This is a genomic window from Pseudomonas sp. AS2.8 (assembly GCF_014190935.1).
Classification (GTDB): Bacteria; Pseudomonadota; Gammaproteobacteria; order Pseudomonadales; family Pseudomonadaceae; genus Chryseomonas.
In genome coordinates, this window is the sequence record NZ_JACHVV010000003.1 from 712,995 (window position 1) to 728,737 (window position 15,743).

17 protein-coding genes are annotated in these 15,743 nt (G+C 67.5%); 6 read left to right on the forward strand and 11 right to left on the reverse strand.

The window, feature by feature from the left end; all coding sequences use genetic code 11:
• From znuB to FHR73_RS15720, 3 genes are read right to left on the reverse strand one after another with little or no spacing between them, the layout of a single operon-like run.
• The gene (znuB, locus tag FHR73_RS15710; RefSeq protein ID WP_017642327.1) at positions 1–786 is read right to left on the reverse strand and encodes a zinc ABC transporter permease subunit ZnuB; all 786 of its coding nucleotides are present in this window, start codon (positions 784–786) and stop codon (positions 1–3) included.
• Positions 779–1,549, reverse strand: a complete 771-nt coding sequence (gene znuC, locus FHR73_RS15715) for a zinc ABC transporter ATP-binding protein ZnuC (RefSeq protein ID WP_183632490.1) — start codon at positions 1,547–1,549, stop codon at positions 779–781. Before znuC ends, znuB begins: the two co-directional genes overlap by 8 nt.
• Entirely contained in the window at positions 1,546–2,031 is a 486-nt protein-coding gene (locus FHR73_RS15720) for a Fur family transcriptional regulator (protein ID WP_133860004.1), read from the reverse strand. Before FHR73_RS15720 ends, znuC begins: the two co-directional genes overlap by 4 nt.
• Before the next feature lie 65 nt (positions 2,032–2,096).
• Here FHR73_RS15720 and znuA point away from each other — a divergent pair, with 65 nt between their 5' ends.
• The 4 genes from znuA to FHR73_RS15740 all read left to right on the forward strand — a co-directional run bounded on the left by znuA (position 2,097) and on the right by FHR73_RS15740 (position 6,178).
• The gene (gene znuA, locus FHR73_RS15725) at positions 2,097–3,077 is read left to right on the forward strand and encodes a zinc ABC transporter substrate-binding protein ZnuA (RefSeq protein ID WP_183632492.1); all 981 of its coding nucleotides are present in this window, start codon (positions 2,097–2,099) and stop codon (positions 3,075–3,077) included.
• A 518-nt stretch (positions 3,078–3,595) separates the two neighbouring features.
• The gene (locus FHR73_RS15730) at positions 3,596–4,273 is read left to right on the forward strand and encodes a response regulator transcription factor (RefSeq protein WP_007159882.1); all 678 of its coding nucleotides are present in this window, start codon (positions 3,596–3,598) and stop codon (positions 4,271–4,273) included.
• Positions 4,270–5,664, forward strand: a complete 1,395-nt coding sequence (locus tag FHR73_RS15735; RefSeq protein ID WP_183632494.1) for an ATP-binding protein — start codon at positions 4,270–4,272, stop codon at positions 5,662–5,664. Before FHR73_RS15730 ends, FHR73_RS15735 begins: the two co-directional genes overlap by 4 nt.
• A 61-nt stretch (positions 5,665–5,725) precedes the next feature.
• A complete protein-coding gene (locus tag FHR73_RS15740) occupies positions 5,726–6,178 on the forward strand; it encodes a thioesterase domain-containing protein (protein WP_183632496.1) in 453 nt (150 codons plus the stop codon).
• A gap of 62 nt (positions 6,179–6,240) precedes the next feature.
• Here the strand turns inward: FHR73_RS15740 and FHR73_RS15745 are convergent, their stop codons facing one another.
• Entirely contained in the window at positions 6,241–7,944 is a 1,704-nt protein-coding gene (locus tag FHR73_RS15745; protein ID WP_183632497.1) for a penicillin-binding protein 2, read from the reverse strand.
• Between the two features lie 129 nt (positions 7,945–8,073).
• On the opposite strand from FHR73_RS15745, the gene FHR73_RS15750 reads away from it, so the two are divergent.
• The gene (locus FHR73_RS15750) at positions 8,074–8,388 is read left to right on the forward strand and encodes a YkgJ family cysteine cluster protein (protein WP_183632498.1); all 315 of its coding nucleotides are present in this window, start codon (positions 8,074–8,076) and stop codon (positions 8,386–8,388) included.
• Positions 8,389–8,753: 365 nt separating this feature from the next.
• Here the strand turns inward: FHR73_RS15750 and FHR73_RS15755 are convergent, their stop codons facing one another.
• Together FHR73_RS15755 and FHR73_RS15760 are read right to left on the reverse strand one after the other, a co-directional pair.
• A complete protein-coding gene (locus FHR73_RS15755; protein ID WP_093255091.1) occupies positions 8,754–9,158 on the reverse strand; it encodes a YkgJ family cysteine cluster protein in 405 nt (134 codons plus the stop codon).
• A gap of 3 nt (positions 9,159–9,161) precedes the next feature.
• Positions 9,162–9,734, reverse strand: coding sequence for a xanthine phosphoribosyltransferase (locus FHR73_RS15760; RefSeq protein WP_007159876.1), 573 nt, complete (start codon positions 9,732–9,734; stop codon positions 9,162–9,164).
• A 1,593-nt stretch (positions 9,735–11,327) separates the two neighbouring features.
• Between FHR73_RS15760 and FHR73_RS22845 the strand changes: the two genes are divergently transcribed.
• Complete coding sequence (locus FHR73_RS22845; protein WP_405046313.1) at positions 11,328–11,972, forward strand: methyl-accepting chemotaxis protein; 645 nt, start codon at positions 11,328–11,330, stop codon at positions 11,970–11,972.
• A 51-nt stretch (positions 11,973–12,023) separates the two neighbouring features.
• Here FHR73_RS22845 and FHR73_RS15770 read toward each other — a convergent pair whose 3' ends face one another.
• From FHR73_RS15770 to FHR73_RS15790, 5 genes are all read right to left on the reverse strand, one after another.
• Positions 12,024–12,290, reverse strand: a complete 267-nt coding sequence (locus tag FHR73_RS15770; protein ID WP_183632500.1) for a hypothetical protein — start codon at positions 12,288–12,290, stop codon at positions 12,024–12,026.
• Between the two features lie 89 nt (positions 12,291–12,379).
• The gene (locus tag FHR73_RS15775) at positions 12,380–13,486 is read right to left on the reverse strand and encodes a hypothetical protein (RefSeq protein WP_183632501.1); all 1,107 of its coding nucleotides are present in this window, start codon (positions 13,484–13,486) and stop codon (positions 12,380–12,382) included.
• Between the two features lie 76 nt (positions 13,487–13,562).
• On the reverse strand, positions 13,563–14,234 hold the full coding sequence (gene bioD, locus FHR73_RS15780) for a dethiobiotin synthase (RefSeq protein ID WP_183632502.1): 672 nt from the start codon (positions 14,232–14,234) through the stop codon (positions 13,563–13,565).
• Between the two features lie 5 nt (positions 14,235–14,239).
• Entirely contained in the window at positions 14,240–15,037 is a 798-nt protein-coding gene (gene bioC / locus FHR73_RS15785) for a malonyl-ACP O-methyltransferase BioC (RefSeq protein ID WP_183632504.1), read from the reverse strand.
• The gene (locus FHR73_RS15790; RefSeq protein ID WP_183632506.1) at positions 15,018–15,743 is read right to left on the reverse strand and encodes an alpha/beta fold hydrolase; all 726 of its coding nucleotides are present in this window, start codon (positions 15,741–15,743) and stop codon (positions 15,018–15,020) included. The genes bioC and FHR73_RS15790 overlap by 20 nt, the downstream gene beginning before the upstream one ends.

Here is a 15,743-nt window from a genome sequence, read left to right on the forward strand (position 1 = left end):
CTAGGCGCGGCGGGGCAGCAGGTAGCCCAGCAGAAACATCCCGGCGGCGGCCACCACCACCGAGGGGCCGGCCGGGGTGTCCTGGTACCAGGACAGGGTCAGACCCAGGCACACCGCGGCCATGCCCAGCAGGCTGGCGCCACAGGCCATCTGCTCCGGGCTGCGGGCGTGGCGCTGGGCGGTGGCGGCGGGAATGATCAGCAGCGAGGTTATCAGCAGCACCCCGACGATCTTCATGGCCACGGCGATGACGATGGCCACCAGCAGCATCAGCGCCAGGCGGATCCAGGTCACCGGCAGGCCTTCGACCTGGGCCAGTTCCTCGTGCACGGTGATGGCCAGCAGCGGACGCCACAGGCAGGCCAGGGCTACCAGCACCAGGGCGCTGCCGCCAAGGATCCAGCGCAGATCGCCGGGACCCACCGCCAGCAGATCGCCAAACAGGTAGCTCATCAGATCGATGCGCACCTCGTGCATGAACGACAGCGCCACCAGCCCCAGCGACAGGGTGCTGTGGGCGAGGATGCCGAGCAGGGTGTCGGCGGCTAGGCCTCGACGGCGCTGGAGCACTACCAGCACCACGGCCAGGGCCAGGCAGCCGACGGTGACGGTCAGGGTCGGGCTGACATCCAGCAGGAAGCCCACGGCCACCCCGAGCAGGGCGGCGTGGGACAGGGTGTCGCCGAAATAGGCCATGCGCCGCCAGACCACGAAGGAGCCGAGGGGACCGGCGACGAGGGCGAGGGCGAGACCGGCGAGCAGGGCATACAGCAGAAAATCAGCCATGCTTGCAGTGGGCTCCATGGACATGCGGGGTCTTGACCACGCCGCCATGCAGGTCGTGGGCGTGATCGTGATGATGGTGATAGACGGCGAGGTTGCGCGCGCTCTGGCCGAACAGCGCCTGATAGGCCGGATCGCCGCTGACCTGCTCGGGGTGGCCGGAGCAGCAGATGTGGCGATTCAGGCAGATCACCTGGTCGGTGGCGCCCATCACCAGATGCAGGTCGTGGGAGACCATCAGCACGCCGCAGCCATGGCGTTCACGCAACTGGCCGATCAGCCGGTACAGCTCGCTCTGGCCGTTGATGTCGACGCCCTGCACGGGTTCGTCGAGCACCAGCAACTCCGGCTGGCGGAGCAGGGCGCGGGCCAGCAGCACCCGCTGCAGCTCGCCGCCGGAAATGCTCTGCAGGGGACTGTCGATGACGCCCTCGGCGCCCACTTCACCCAGGGCGGCCAGGGCACTGGCACGATTCACGCCCGGCACCAGGCGCAGGAAACGCAGCACCGACAGCGGCAGGGTGGCATCCACCTGCAGCTTCTGCGGCATGTAGCCGATGCGCAGCCGCGGGCGGCGCCAGACGCTGCCACGATCGGGCGTGAGCAGGCCGAGCACGCTGCGCACCAGGGTGGTCTTGCCGGCGCCGTTGGGGCCGATGAGGGTGACGATGCGACCGGGATCCAGGGTCAGGCTGACCTGATCGAGCACCGCCTGCCCGGCAAAGGTCACGCCGACATCCTGCAGCCGGATCAGCGCCTCGCTCATGCCTGCTTCCGGCAGGCGGCGCACTGACCGACCACTTCCACGGTCTGGCCTTCCACCTGGAAGCCCACGGCGCTGGCGCCGTCGAGGATGGCCTGGTGCACGGCCGGCTGTTCCAGCTCGATGCTCACCTGGCAGCTGCGGCAGATCAGGAACTGGCCCTGGTGGGCCTCGCCGGGATGGTTGCAGCCGACGAAGGCGTTGAGCGAGGCGATGCGGTGCACCAGGCCGTTCTCGACCAGGAAATCCAGCGCCCGGTAGACGGTGGGCGGCGCGGCGCGGCGGCCGTCCTGCTCGCTGAGCACGGCCAGGATGTCGTAGGCGCCGAGCGGCTTGTGGCTTTGCCAGACCAGCTCCAGCACCCGCTTGCGCAGATCGGTGAGGCGCACGCCGGCGCGGCTGCAGAGGGTGTCGGCCTCGGCCAGCGCGTGGGCGACGCAGCGCGAATGATCGTGGGGCCGAAAGGCCAGGGGGGCGTCGGACATGAAACAGTACCTTGGGAGCCAGGACGTTATTATATTGCACCTCTCTTAAGAATCGGGATTTTCACGTGCCGCGCCTCCTACCCCTCGTCGCCTCTCTGCTGCTCGCCTGCACCCTGCTGCCCGCCCAGGCCGAGGTGAAGGTACTGACCAGCATCAAACCCCTGCAACTGATCGCCGCGGCCATCCAGGACGGCGCCGGCCAGCCCGCTGTGTTGTTGCCGCCGGGCGCCTCGCCGCACCATTACGCCCTGCGGCCCTCGGACCTGCGCCAGGTGCGCGAGGCCAACCTGGTCTACTGGATCGGCCCGGATCTGGAGGCCTTTCTGCCGGCGGTACTCAAGGAGCGCCAGGGCCCCAGCCTGGCCGTCCAGGAGTTGCCCGGCCTGCACCTGCGCCGCTTCGGCGCAGGGCATGCGGACGCCCATGACGACGATCACGGCGATGAGCACGAGCACGCGCATGCGCACGGTGATGAACAGGGCGGCGAACCGGAATACGCCCACGACCACGACCATCGTCCGGGCAGCCTGGATGCCCATCTCTGGCTGAGCCCGGCCAATGCCCGGGTGATCGCCGCCCGGCTGGCCGCCGACCTGAGCCAGGCCGATCCGGCCAATGCGCAACGCTACGCGGCCAACCTCAAGGCCTTCGAGAACGGCCTGGCCGCCAAGGACCAGAGCTTGCGCACCCAGCTGGCGCCGCTGGCCGGCAAGCCCTATTTCGTCTTCCACGAGGCCTTCGACTATTTCGAGGAAGCCTATGGCCTGAGCCATCGCGGCGTCTTCGCCCTGGGCGCCGACGTCCAGCCCGGCGCCCGTCACGTGGCCGCCATGCGTGAAGAGCTCAAGGCCGCCGGCCCGACCTGCGTCTTCACCGAGCCGCCGCTGCAACCAAAGATCGCCACCACCCTGAGCAGCGGTCTGCCGGTGACCCTGGTGGAGCTCGATCCCCTCGGCGCGCACATCCCGGCCGGTACCGAAGGCTATACCCAGCTCCTGCAGAACGTGGCCGACACCCTTGGCGGTTGCCTGGGCAAGCTGCCCTGAAGTTTCGCCGGGCGACGGATTGGCAACCGCTGCCGTCTGTCGCTCTTGGGCCACTTCGCGGCCGTTCAGCTAGCGTTCAGGACGAGTTCAGGCAGCGTTCAGGGCCATTGGCCTAATCTGCAACTGTCAGATCAGCAACGCCGAGGTCGCCCGGACATGTTCACCCTAGCGCAGCTCCCGCTACGGCAGATCGTCCGGACACTTCGACCCGACCTGGCGATGTTCATCCTTGTAACTCCACTGCAGGGTCACCAAGTCAGCTCTGGTCCCCTGTAGCCGTCTCGCGACGGAGCCGTCCCCCAACGGCAGTTTCCGATCCCCATGAAGTGCTCCTTACCTCTCCAACTGGAGAGGTTTTTTTTGCCTGGAATAAAGTGAGTGACCCCGTCCATGCCTTCCCCGCTCTCGCCGTCAACCCGCCAAAGCCGCCATAATCGGTACCCGGGCGTTGCTGCGCGAAGCGTGAGCTACGTGCGGTCGCAGCCACAGAGAGTCTCGTTAGCTGTTCAGGAGTCTGCATGAAGATCCTCGTCGTCGAAGACGAAAACCTGCTGCGCCACCACCTCAAGGTGCGTCTGGGTGAAGCCGGTCATGTCGTCAATGCCGTGGCCGATGCGGAAGAAGCGCTCTACAGCGCCCGCGAATTCCATCACGATCTCGCCATCATCGACCTGGGCCTGCCCGGCATGAGCGGCCTCGATCTGATCCGCCAGCTGCGCAACCAGGGTGCCACCCTGCCGATCCTCATCCTCACGGCCCGCGGCAGCTGGCAGGACAAGGTCGAGGGCCTCGGTGCCGGGGCAGACGACTACGTGGTCAAGCCCTTCCAGTTCGAAGAGCTGGAGGCGCGCCTCAATGTACTGCTGCGCCGCTCGGCGGGATTCGTCCAGCCCAGCATCCGCGCCGGCTCGCTGAAGCTGGACCTGGGTCGCCAGCAGGCCTTCAACGAAGAACAGCCGCTGCAGCTGACCGCCTACGAATACCGGCTGCTGGAATACCTGATGCGCAACCACCAGCAGGTGATCACCAAGGAGCGGCTCATGGAGCAGCTCTACGACGATGATGGCGAGCACGACAGCAACGTCATCGAGGTGCTGGTCGGCCGCCTGCGGCGCAAGCTGGAGGCCAGCTGCCAGATGCAACCCATCGAAACGGTCCGGGGCCGCGGCTACCTGTTCACCGAGCGCTGCCAGTGATCCGTTCCTTTCGCGTGCGGCTGCTGCTCAGCGCGGCGCTGCTGGTGATCGTCTGCCTGGCGCTGATCGTGCCGGCGATCCGCAATGCCTTCGACCGCACCGTGGAAAACTTCGTCGCCGCGCGGCTGGAGGCCAACGCCAACACCCTGATCGGCGCAGCGCGGGCCATCGACGGGCGCCTGGCGATGCCGGAGATGATCGCCGAAGAGGTCTTCGACCGACCCGGTTCGCCGATCCTCGGCTACGTCTACGACCAGAACGGTCGCCTGCTCTGGCGCTCGCGCTCGGCGATCAAGGAGCGGCCCAACTACAAGCCCACCTTCGACGGCGGTGGCGTCAAGCTGGTCAAGGCCACCGATGACCAGGGCCAGGGCTTCTTTGTCTTCGATCGCGAGGTGCTGCTGGGCAATCCGCCGGTGGCCGGCTTCAGCGTGGTCACCATGCAACCGGCCGAGGAATACGAGCGGCTGCGCGCGACCTTCGTGCACCAGGTGATTCTCTGGCTGGTAGGGGTGCTGGGTGCGCTGCTGGTATTACTGGCCCTGGTCATGCAATGGAGCCTGCGTCCGCTGCGCCGCCTCAGCCAGCAGCTGGATGCGGTGGAAACCGACCAGCGCGAGCTGCTCGACGAGAAGAACGTGCCCAGCGAGATCAGCCGCCTGATCCGCTCGCTCAACCGCCTGCTCGACCACGAACGGCTGCAACGCGAGCGCTACCGCGACACCCTGGGCGATCTGGCCCACAGCCTGAAGACCCCCTTGGCGGTATTGCAGGGGGTGACCGAGGAATTGCGCCGGCGGCCGCAGCTGGATCAGGAGGTCGGCACCCTGCAGACCCAGATCGAGCGCATGAACCAGCAGGTGATGTACCAGTTGCAACGCGCCACCCGCCAGGGCGGTGCGGTGCTCAGCCGGCCGCTGGAACTGGCACCGCTGCTGGAATCCCTGTTCAGCACCCTGGACAAGGTCTATGCCGAGAAACGCGTCCAGGCCGAAATGGACCTGCCGCCGAATCTGCGGGTGCAGGCCGAGGAAGCCGCCATGCTGGAGGTGTTCGGCAATCTCCTGGAAAACGCCTATCGGCTCTGCCTGACCCAGGTGCGGGTCAGCGCCCGTCGCCATACCGAGCACTGGGTGCTCGACATCGAGGATGACGGTCCCGGCATCCCGGCCGAACGGCGCGAAAGCGTGCTGCGCCGCGGCATGCGCATGGACAGCCGGCATCCCGGACAGGGCATCGGCCTGGCGGTGGTCCAGGACATCCTCGAAGGCTATCGCAGCAGCCTGACCATCGACGAGTCGAGTCTGGGCGGCGCCCGTATCCGCTTCCGCCTGCCGGCGGCGATTTCCCCGGAGCGGCCTTCCTTGGTGCACAATGGCGCTAGGACGTGACCCATGGGTCATGGCTTGCGTCTGCTCCTGATAGTGAAATTCTGTCTGTAAGGACCCCGGCATGAGCCGCGACTGCCGTCACCTCGAATCCCTGTTGCACCACGATATTCCCATCACCAAGGCCTTGGGCCTGGAAGTCCGCGACTGGAGCGAGCAGCGCCTGCAGCTGCATGCTCCGCTGGATGCCAACATCAACCACGCCAGCACCATGTTCGGCGGCAGTCTCTATTGCGTGGCCGTGCTGGCCGGTTGGGGCTGGCTGTACCTGCGCCTGCGCGAAGCCGGCATCGAAGAAGGCCACATCCTCATCCAGGAAGGCCAGATCAGCTATCCGCGGCCCATCACCGCCGACGCCCTGGCCTATGGCGAGGCGCCCGAAGCGCGCGCCTGGGAGCGCTTCGAGACCACCTTCCGCCGTCGCGGTCGCGCGCGCATCACCCTGCAGTCGCGCATCGTCACCGAGAGCGGTGAGGATGGGGTGCGCTTTACCGGTCAGTACGTGCTGCACCGCTGACAGCGGGCGCGGCATGCAAAAGGGCGACCCCGGGGTCGCCCTTTTTTGTGGCCGTTCCCCGGCTAGCCGTGGGGGTGCGGCTCGGCCTTCGCCTGCTGGGCGGTATTGGTGTCGGGCAGGTTGTCCGGCGGCACGGCCAGGGCGCGCAGGGCGCCGGACATGATCTCGCTGAAGGTCGGCGCCGAGACCAGGCCGCCGAAGTAGCCTTCCTTGGTCGGGGTATCCAGCATCACCGCCAGCACCAGCTTGGGATCGGCCGCCGGCGCCATGCCGACGAACATCGAGCGATAGGCGTGCTCGGTATAGCTGCCGGAGCCGGCCTTGCGCGCGGTACCCGACTTGCCGGCCACGTGATAGCCGGGCACCCGGGCGCGGATCACGCCGCCGTCGTCTTCCACCACGTGGTTGAGCATCATGCGGATGCGCCGGGCGATGGTCGGGTCCATGGCCTGGACGCTCTGCTGCTTCTGGTCCTTGAGCAGGGTCAGGGGCGTCAGCTGGCCGTCGTTGGCGATCACCGAGTAGGCCTGGGCCAGTTCGGCGACGTTGACCGCCAGGCTGTAGCCAAAGGACATACTGGCCGTGGCGATCTGCGACCACTTGGTGTGGCCGGGCAGGTAGCCGGCGTTCTCGCCGGGAAAGCCCAGTGCCAGGGGGTTGCCGAAGCCGACCCGGCTGAGCTGCTCGTAGATGGGCAGCGGCCCGATCTGCAGGGCCACCTTGCTCATGCCGATATTGGACGAGTTGAGCAGTACCCCGGTCATGGTCAGCACGCCGCGCTTGGCCACGTCGTGGATGGTATGACCGTCGATGGTCATCCAGCCCGGCGCCACGTCCACGGTGCTGTTCTCGTTGAACTTGCCCGAGGCCAGGGCCACCGACATGCTGAACGGCTTGATCACCGAGCCGGGCTCGAAGGCGTCGGTCAGGGTGCGGTTGCGCATGTTGGGGATCTGCAGGGTGGCGCGGTTGTTGGGGTTGTAGGAGGGGAAGTTGGTCATCGCCAGGATCTGGCCGGTCTTGGGATTGACCAGCACCGCCGACCCGGACTGGGCGCCGAACTTCTCCACCGCGGTCTGCAGGGCGCGATAGGCGATGAATTGCAGGCGCAGGTCGATGGACAGGGCGACGTCCTTGCTCGGTTGCGGCTGGCGCACCACGCGGATGTTCTTGACCACCGAGCCACGCGGGTTGATCAGCACCTCGCGCACGCCGCCCTTGCCGGCTAGCCAGTCCTCGAAGCCGAGTTCCAGCCCCTCCTGGCCATGGCCGTCGATGTTGACCATGCCGATCACCTGGGCCACCAGGTCGGAACTGGGGTAATAGCGCTTGTATTCCTTGATCTGGCGTACCCCGGGCACGCCGAGGGCCATGATGTTCTCGCCGTCGATGGGCGACAGCGCCCGGGCCAGGTAGAGGAAGTGCTTTTCCGGATGGCCGAGGATCAGGTTGCGCAACTCGGCCTCGGGCTTGTGGATGGCCTGGGCCAGGCGACCCAGCTGGTCGGCGCTGTCCTGCATCTCCGCCGGATTGCACCAGATGGTCACCACCTCGGTGGAAACCGCCAGGGGCGCGCCGTTGCGATCGGTGATCATGCCACGGGTGACCGGAATGGGAATGTGGCGCACCGAGCGGCGGTCGCCCTGGTCGCCGAGGAAGGCGGCGTCGATCAGCTTGAGGTAGGTAATGCGGCCGGCGACCACGCAGGTCAGCAGGACCAGCACGGCGACCACGACATAGAAGCGATAGCGGGGTGCGGCCGTCATGGCGGCTCCTGCGCGAGAAGAGGGCTTGGGCATGGTCACAACTGGTTACAACCGTCAGGGACGCGCATGGTAACTGGTCCAGCCATCGGCCGGAAACCGCTGGGCGGTCGGGGGCGGTACACTACGCACATGAGCGACATCCCCCTGCACGACCTTTCCACCCCAACCGTGACCTGCGAGAGCTGTCAGGCCTGGTGCTGCCGCCAGGAAGTCCTGCTGTTCGACGATGCCGGCGTGCCTGCCCGCTACATCGAGGAAGACTGGACCGGCACCCGCATGAGGCGTCTCGACGACGGCTGGTGCGCGGCCCTGGATCGCGAGCAGATGAACTGCAGCATCTACGAGGTGCGCCCCTGGGTCTGCCGGATCTTCGACATGGCCGGTCCGGAGTGCCTGGAAGAACGGGCGGACATGAAAAAGGCGATGGAGAGCGGCGAGTTCTAGCGTCCTGTCGCGGCCAGGCACGCGATAGCCGTAGGTTGGATTGAGACGGCTCTATCATCGAAGCCCCGCGTGCAGTCCAGTCCGCCCCGTTGGGCTTCGCTGCGCTCAACCCAACCTACGGGTTCAGCCTTTGGACACCGTAGGTTGGGTTGAGACGTCTTCTTCGTCGAAGCCCAACAATGCAGGCAGGCGGTGATTCGCCCCGTTGGGCTTCGCTAACGCTCAACCCAACCTACGGGTTCAGCCTTTGGGCACCGTAGGTTGGGTTGAGACGGCTCTTTCGTCAAAGCCCAACGATGCAGGTATGCCGGGGCACGTCCTGTTGGGCTTCGCGGCGCTCAATCCCACCTGCGACGGATCGCCGTCTAGCGCAGCTTCTGCGGCTTGTAGGCGCAGTAGTTCGGGCGCGGGCCGACCCTTGGGTGGTTGCGGCAGGTTTCCGGGCGCTGGTCGTAGATGGTGCACAGCCGCGTCTTGGGATGCAGATAGATGCAGTCGTTGTTGGACAGCCGCACCAGGGTGAACAACCCGGTCTTGGCATTGAGGCGTTCGACCACGCCGTCCTTCTTGAGCCGCTTGGCGATGTCCTTGAGCGGCTCGCCCTTCTCGAATTCGTCCACCACGCCCATGCGGATCAGATCGGACAGGCGGGCTTCCACCGGCAGGGTGCAGCAGCTGGACACGCAGTCCAGGCACATGGCCTTGTCGTAACGGATCCAGGTTTCGGTGCGATCGAGATCGGCACCGAGAATGCGCAGTATCTGAGCCATGGCTTACTCGGCGAAGGTGACCTGACCATCGGCCAGGGAGGCGACACGGGCCAGGGATTCGACGCGATAGCCCTGGGCATCCAGTTCGGCGCGACCGACCTGGAAGGACTTCTCGATGACGATGCCAAGTCCGACCACTTGCGCCCCGGCCTGACCGATGATGGAGATCAGCGCCTTGGCCGCCTTACCGTTGGCGAGGAAGTCGTCGATGATCAGCACCCGATCGTCGGACGAAAGGTGCATGGTCGAGACGGCTATGGTGCTCTCCGTCTGCTTGGTAAAGGAATAGACGCTGGCCACCAGCAGGTTGTCGGTCAGGGTCAGCGACTGGTGCTTGCGGGCAAAGATCACCGGCACGCCCAACTCCAGTCCGGTCAGCACCGCCGGGGCGATCCCCGAGGCTTCGATGGTCACGATCTTGGTGATGCCGGCGTCGGCGAAGCGGCGGGCGAACTCTTGACCGATGTCGCGCATCAGCGCCGGATCGATCTGGTGGTTGAGGAAGGCATCGACCTTGAGCACCTGCTCGGAGAGTACTTGGCCTTCGCTGCGAATCTTGGCTTTGAGGCGTTCCACGCGGACGGTCCTTTAACGGCAACGCCCGGGCCTGAATGCAGGACCGGGTCTGGGAATACGGGAGGGCGGCGATTGTGCCCTATCTTTCAAGAAAGTCGTTAGTTTGCCGACAAATCGTCTTATAGCTGTCCGCAACGGATAGCCGACGCTTGCCGGTGGCTGGCACAGGAGTGGTCGAACATGGGTGTTTTGTTGTCACCGGGGATTCGCGTGCTGAGCCAGTTCGGCTTCGCTCGCAAGTTCGCTCTGCTACTCGTGCTGTTCATCCTGCCCCTGGCGGTCAGTCTCTGGCTGCTGGGCGCCGATTTCCAGGCCAAGCTGGCCACCGTCAGTGGCGAGCGCAGTGGCGTGCGGCTGCTGCAACGGCTGGACGCCATGGAAGAAGAACTCACCCTCCGGCGCAACCTGACCGCGCGCTGGAAGGCGATCGACACCAGTCGCCAGGAGACGCCGGCCGTGCAGGCCGCCATCGCCGCCCTGGAAAGTCGCAACGACAGTCGTCGCGAGCGGCTCGCCCAGCTCGGGCAGCAACTGGAGATAGAAGGGGCGGGCGCGGATGTGCAGGCCCGCTTCAAGTCCCTGCAGCAGGCCCTTGCTGGGCTCGAGGTCGCGGATCTGCGCAGCCTGGGCTGGTGGCCGAACGGCTATGACAGATTCACCGCCGCCCTCGGCGCCGTCCAGGCGCTGCGCGAGGAAATCGCCTTGGACAGCGGCCTCATCCTCGATCCCTGGCTGGAAACCTATCTGCTGATGCAGATCAGCACCACCCAGTCGGTCGAGTTATATGAGCGCCTCGGCCGCCTGGCCAGCGTAGGTCAGGCCAGTGTGGTTTCTGGCCAGTTCAGTCTGCAGAGCCGCCTGCAGCTACGCGACCTGCGCGCCCGCGTCGGCGACTCCAACGAGAGCTTGGCGAAGGTTGCCACCCTGCTTGGCAGCAAACTGCCCGCCGACATGGCCGGCTGGAAGGACGACTATCAGAAGGTCAGCAGCCAGCTGGACGGCAGTCTCAAGACCCTCGATCAGGGGGTGTTCGGCGGCGAGATCACGCTCAAGCCGGAGCAGTTCGAAGCCACCCTGGACGGGGTCCTGCAGGGGCTGCAGACCTTCCGCCAGCAGACCCTGAAGAACCTGGATCAACGGCTGCAATACTATGGCGCCGATGCCGTGCGCAGCTTTGGCGCCATCGCCGCCGGCTTCGGCCTGCTGCTGGTGGTGACCTGCTATCTGCTGCTGTGTATGCAGGCCGCCATTCGCGGCAGTGCGCGGCGCATTACCACCTTGGCCGAAGGCCTGCGCGACGGTGATCTGACCCGCTCGGCCCAGGTGAGTGGCCAGGACGAACTGGCCGAGATCGGGCGCGCCCTGGACCTGGCCGTGGTGCAGCTGCGGGGCAGCCTGCAGGCGGTCGAGCAGGAGAGTCGCCAGGTGGGCACGGCTTCCGGGGAGCTGGGCCAGCAGGCCGAGGCGGCGCTGGGCGCCGTCGAAGCCCAGCGCCAGCAGATCACCCAGATCGCCACCGCCGCCACCGAACTGGCCGCCACCGCCCAGGGCGTGGCACGGAGTTGCGAAGAGGCCGCCGGCCGCGCCGAGCAGATGCGCGGCATCGCCGAGGCCAGCCAGAGCGACAGTCGCCAGACTACCGCCAGCATTCAGCGCCTCAACCAGCGCCTGGACGAGACGGCTGCGGCCATGGCCCAGGTCAATGCCCAGGCCGGGCAGATCCAGCAAGTGGTGGACGTCATCCGCGGCATCGCCGAACAGACCAACCTGCTGGCGCTCAACGCCGCCATCGAGGCGGCCCGGGCGGGTGACCAGGGAAGGGGCTTTGCGGTGGTCGCCGATGAGGTGCGTTCGCTGTCGCAGCGCACCCAGGCCTCCACGGCGCAGATCGCTGGGACCGTTGGCAGCCTGAGCGGCACCGTGGCCCAGGCCGTCTCGCTGATGCAGGATGCCTGCGGCCAGGCCGCCAGCGACGCCCAGTCGATCACCGGGCTGGGACGGCGGCTGGAAGAGATCGCCGAATCGGTACAGGGCGTTTCCGACACCCTGGTGCAGATCGCCACCGCCGCCGAACAGCAGGCGGTTACCGCCGACCAGGTCAGCGGCAACATCCAGCAGGTCGATGGGGCCGCGGCCGATCTGCTCGGCAATGCGCGCACGGTGCAGAGCACGGCGGTGGGTCTGGAGGCGGGCAGTCGTACCCTGACCGCCAACACCACCCGTTTCCGCCTGGGCTAGAACGCAGAAGGGGCGCCTCTCAGGGCGCCCCTTCCACTCAAAGCTTGGCTATCAGGCGCGGGTATCGAGCAACCGGCCCAGGGTTTCCTGCGAGGCCTGCATGACCTTGGTACCGGCCAGCGCCTGGTACTTGCCGACATCCAGATTGACCAGTTCGCTGGCCAGGTCGGCCTGGCTGTTGGTGGTCGCGCCCAGGGCTTGCTGCTCGTTGCGCGCCGTCTGGGAGGCGAGGGCGGCACCGGCCTTTTCGAACGTACGGCTGCCGTTCTGGTAGGCCTGCACCCCGGCATAGAGCGAATTGCTTGAAGTCACGTTCATGGACAGGGTCCTCGACGGTGATGTCAAAGGGCTATTGAAGCAGCTTTGACGCCAAAGAACCAGCAGCCCGTGTCGCCGCCTGTGTCCGGCTATTGCCGGATGGTCGCCCGGTTGCCCTGGCCGCTCTGGCGGAGGTTGAGGCTGTTGCCCCCATCGGCCTGACTGATCGAGGCGTACTGGCTGGCGCCCTGCTGGCTGACGCTGACCCGGGCGTCGCTGGCCAGTCCCGCCTGCAGGACATGGCCGTCGCCCAGTTGCTCGACACCGAGTTCGACGTTGTCGCCCACCCAGACCGCACTGATCTCGTTGTCGTTGCCCTGGGTAGCCAGGGTCAGGCGGGAATCGTCACCGCCGATCAGGACGCCGGCGCTGTTGCGCTTGCCCTGCTGTTGCAGCTCGAGGCGATTGCCATTGCCGGTCACGCTCGCCTGGACAGCGTTATCGTCGCCCAGCTGTCGCACGCTGACGCCCTGGGGTCGATCGGCGAGGCTGTTCTGCTGCACCGTCGCGCTGTTGCGCTGGCCGAGTTGGACCAGCTCCGCCTCCTGCTGTCGCGTGCTCTGGCGAATCGCCGCCTGGTTGTCGTCACCCCGCTGCTCGACCAGCGCCCGATTGGCACCGCCGCCCTGCAGTAGCTCGACCTCGTTGCGCGCGCCCAGGCTCAGCACGTCCTGGACATGATCGTCGCCCACCTGCCTGAGTCGCGCGGCGCTGCCGCGACCGTCCTGGAACAGATTCAGCCCGTTGCGCTCGCCCTCTTGCTCGATGCGCAGCCGCTGGTCGTCACCACCCTGGCGCACCAGGGCTTCGTCGAGCAGGCCGCGCTGGACGATGTCCACCGTGTTGCGCTGGCCATGGCCCTGGTAGACATAGGCGTGGTTCTGGCTGGCCTCGCGCTGGTCGATAAGGACCTCGCGCGCACCACCGGCGGCCTGGGTGACATTGGTGAAGTTGCCGACGCCGCCCTGCTCGACGCGGGTACGGTCGCCTTGGGAGGCGTTCTGGGTGAGATAGGCCTGGCTGGCACGACCGCTCTGGCTGACCTCCAGGGTGCCCTGGCGGGTATCCGGCGCCTGGCTCAGAAAGGCGCCGAGGCGCTCGCCGCGCTGCTCCACACGGGTCTGGTTGTCCAGCGCCCAGGCATGGCTGGTCAGGCCGAGCAGGCCCAGGCAGGTCAGGAACTTGAAGGTAGGCACTGGGGCGATCCGGCAGCGGTAGACAGGGCAGTCTGCCGCCGGCCTGGCCCTGCGGCCATCGCCCGAAAGACTGATATCAGCCAGGCAGGCGCAGGTGCGCGGCGACCGCGGCGGGGGTGGCCGCGGCCAGGTGCGGCACCGTACCCAGGCAGGGCGCCGGTAGGCGTTCGTGCAGGGTGGCGAGGTTATCCTCCAGGCGCAGGGTGGCCGGCGCCACCAGATTGGCCACCCAGCCGGCCAGAGTCAGGCCGTCGGCGAGGATGGCCTCGGCGCTGAGAAGGGCGTGGTTGATGCAGCCCAGGCGCACCCCCACCACCAGGATCACCGGCAGACACAGCTCGCGGGCCAGATCGGACAGGGACTCGCGGCCGGCCAGGGGCACGCGCCAGCCGCCGGCGCCTTCCACCACGCTGAAGTCGGCCTGCAGCGCCAGGATCCGCCGCACCGGCGCGGCCAGGGCGGCGACGCTGAGGTCGATGCCGGCTTCGCGGGCCGCCAGATGCGGGGCGATGGCGGGTTCCAGGGCGATGGGATTGATGTCGCCATAGCCGAGCGGCAGCGAGGTTTCGCCGAGCAGCGCCAGGGCATCGCCGTTGCGCAGGCCCTCGGCAGTGCGTTCGCACCCGGAGGCCACCGGCTTGACCCCGGCGGTGGCGAGCCCTTGCAACCGGGCCCGGTGCAGCAGGCCGGCGGCGATGGTGGTCTTGCCGATCTCGGTGTCGGTGCCGGTGACGAAGTAGGCGGGCATGGGGGTCATTCCTTGCGCAGCAGGACGTGGATCACCTGGTAGGTGGCGGGCAGCCCGGCCGGCTCGCGCAGGCCCTCGTAGGCCTGGGTAAAGGCGGCCAGGCGCTGGCGACCGGTGAGGCCCTGGGGGCGTCCCTGGTTGAGGTTGTGGGCGCCAATGGCCTTGAGGTGCTGGGTCAGAGCGCGCAGATCGGGGAAGTGCAGCCGCTCGGGCGCGACCTCTAGCGTCAGCACCTGCAAGCCGCTGGTCTGTGCGGCTGCGGCATAGGCCGTCCGCTGCCGGAAGCGATTGACGTGCACCTGGTCGTCCACCCGGGCCCAGCTCTGGCGCAGTTCGTCGAGGGTGCCGGCGACCAGGCTGCTGAAGGCCAGCACGCCACCCGGGCGCAGGATGCGGCGCGCCTCGGCGAGTACCGCGGGCAGGTCCGGGCACCACTGCAGGGCCAGACTGGAAAGGACGAGATCGCAGCAGGCGTCGCGCAGCGGCAGGCGTTCGGCGTCGGCGGTCAGGTAGTGGCCGGCACCGGCGCCCTGGGCACGGGCATGGCGGAGCATGCCGGGCGCCAGGTCCAGGGCCAGGCCTTCGGCCTGCGGATGGCGCTGGGCCAGGGCGCGGCTGCAATAGCCGGTGCCACTGCCCAGGTCCAGCCAGCGTTGCGGCTGCAGGACCGGTAGTCGGGCGAGCAGGCCGTCGGCGACCCGGCGCTGCAGCAGGGCGGCGCCGTCGTACTGCGCGGCGGCGCGGGAAAAGGACAGCGCCACCTGGCGCTTGTCGGGCAATACGTCAGCCATCGCGTCCTGCATAGATGAATTCACGGATACGGGTGGCCACCTCGTCCGGGCGTTCCAGGGGCAGGCCATGGCTGGCGTGCTCCAGGACCTCGACCTGGGCGCTGGGCAGCTCGTCGCGCAGTGCCTGGGCGGCGCTGGCCGGGACCAGGGCGTCATGGGCGCCGAATAGGTGCAGCTGGGGACCGCTGAAGGCCTGCAGGGCGGCGCGGGTGTCCAGCCGTGCGAGCAGCTCCAGACCGGCGATGACCACCTCGGGATCGACCTCAGGCAGGGTCACCTGCAGCTGGCGGGCGAGGGTGCGGCTGTCGCGCGCGCCCTGGGCCACCAGCAGGGTGAAGCGCCTGAGGGTCTGGTCGGCGTCCAGCGAGCAGGCCTCGAAGAAATCGGTGAAGACGCTGCGCGCCATGGCGGTCTGCCAGCCGGCGCGGGCGACGAAGCAGGGATTGCTGGCCAGGGTGATGAGGCCGTGCACGCCCTGCGGGCGGCGCAGGGTGAATTCGCTGGCGAGCATGCCGCCCAGCGACCAGCCGGCCAGCCAGCCGCCCTCGGCGATGCGGGCTTCCAGGTCGGTGAACCAGGCCTGGGTGTCGGTCAGGGTCGGCAGCGGTTCGATCAGCACGTCGAGAAAGGGTGCCTGCTCGACGAGTTCGTCACGCAGGGGCTCCAGCGGAGCGTTGCCCAGGCCCCAGCCGGGCAGCAAGATCAGGGTATCGCGCAT

What these genes read in the sequence shown, in the direction of transcription:
- FHR73_RS15790 (WP_183632506.1), bottom strand. Translation starts at nt 15,743, where the DNA reads ATGCGCGATACCCTGATCTTGCTGCCCGGCTGGGGCCTGGGCAACGCT.
- FHR73_RS15750 (WP_183632498.1), top strand. Translation starts at nt 8,074, where the DNA reads ATGAGCGACATCCCCCTGCACGACCTTTCCACCCCAACCGTGACCTGC.
- FHR73_RS22845 (WP_405046313.1), top strand. Translation starts at nt 11,328, where the DNA reads ATGCGCGGCATCGCCGAGGCCAGCCAGAGCGACAGTCGCCAGACTACC.
- FHR73_RS15720 (WP_133860004.1), bottom strand. Translation starts at nt 2,031, where the DNA reads ATGTCCGACGCCCCCCTGGCCTTTCGGCCCCACGATCATTCGCGCTGC.
- FHR73_RS15740 (WP_183632496.1), top strand. Translation starts at nt 5,726, where the DNA reads ATGAGCCGCGACTGCCGTCACCTCGAATCCCTGTTGCACCACGATATT.
- bioC (WP_183632504.1), bottom strand. Translation starts at nt 15,037, where the DNA reads ATGCAGGACGCGATGGCTGACGTATTGCCCGACAAGCGCCAGGTGGCG.
- znuB (WP_017642327.1), bottom strand. Translation starts at nt 786, where the DNA reads ATGGCTGATTTTCTGCTGTATGCCCTGCTCGCCGGTCTCGCCCTCGCC.
- FHR73_RS15770 (WP_183632500.1), bottom strand. Translation starts at nt 12,290, where the DNA reads ATGAACGTGACTTCAAGCAATTCGCTCTATGCCGGGGTGCAGGCCTAC.
- FHR73_RS15730 (WP_007159882.1), top strand. Translation starts at nt 3,596, where the DNA reads ATGAAGATCCTCGTCGTCGAAGACGAAAACCTGCTGCGCCACCACCTC.
- FHR73_RS15745 (WP_183632497.1), bottom strand. Translation starts at nt 7,944, where the DNA reads ATGACGGCCGCACCCCGCTATCGCTTCTATGTCGTGGTCGCCGTGCTG.
- FHR73_RS15755 (WP_093255091.1), bottom strand. Translation starts at nt 9,158, where the DNA reads ATGGCTCAGATACTGCGCATTCTCGGTGCCGATCTCGATCGCACCGAA.
- znuC (WP_183632490.1), bottom strand. Translation starts at nt 1,549, where the DNA reads ATGAGCGAGGCGCTGATCCGGCTGCAGGATGTCGGCGTGACCTTTGCC.
- bioD (WP_183632502.1), bottom strand. Translation starts at nt 14,234, where the DNA reads ATGCCCGCCTACTTCGTCACCGGCACCGACACCGAGATCGGCAAGACC.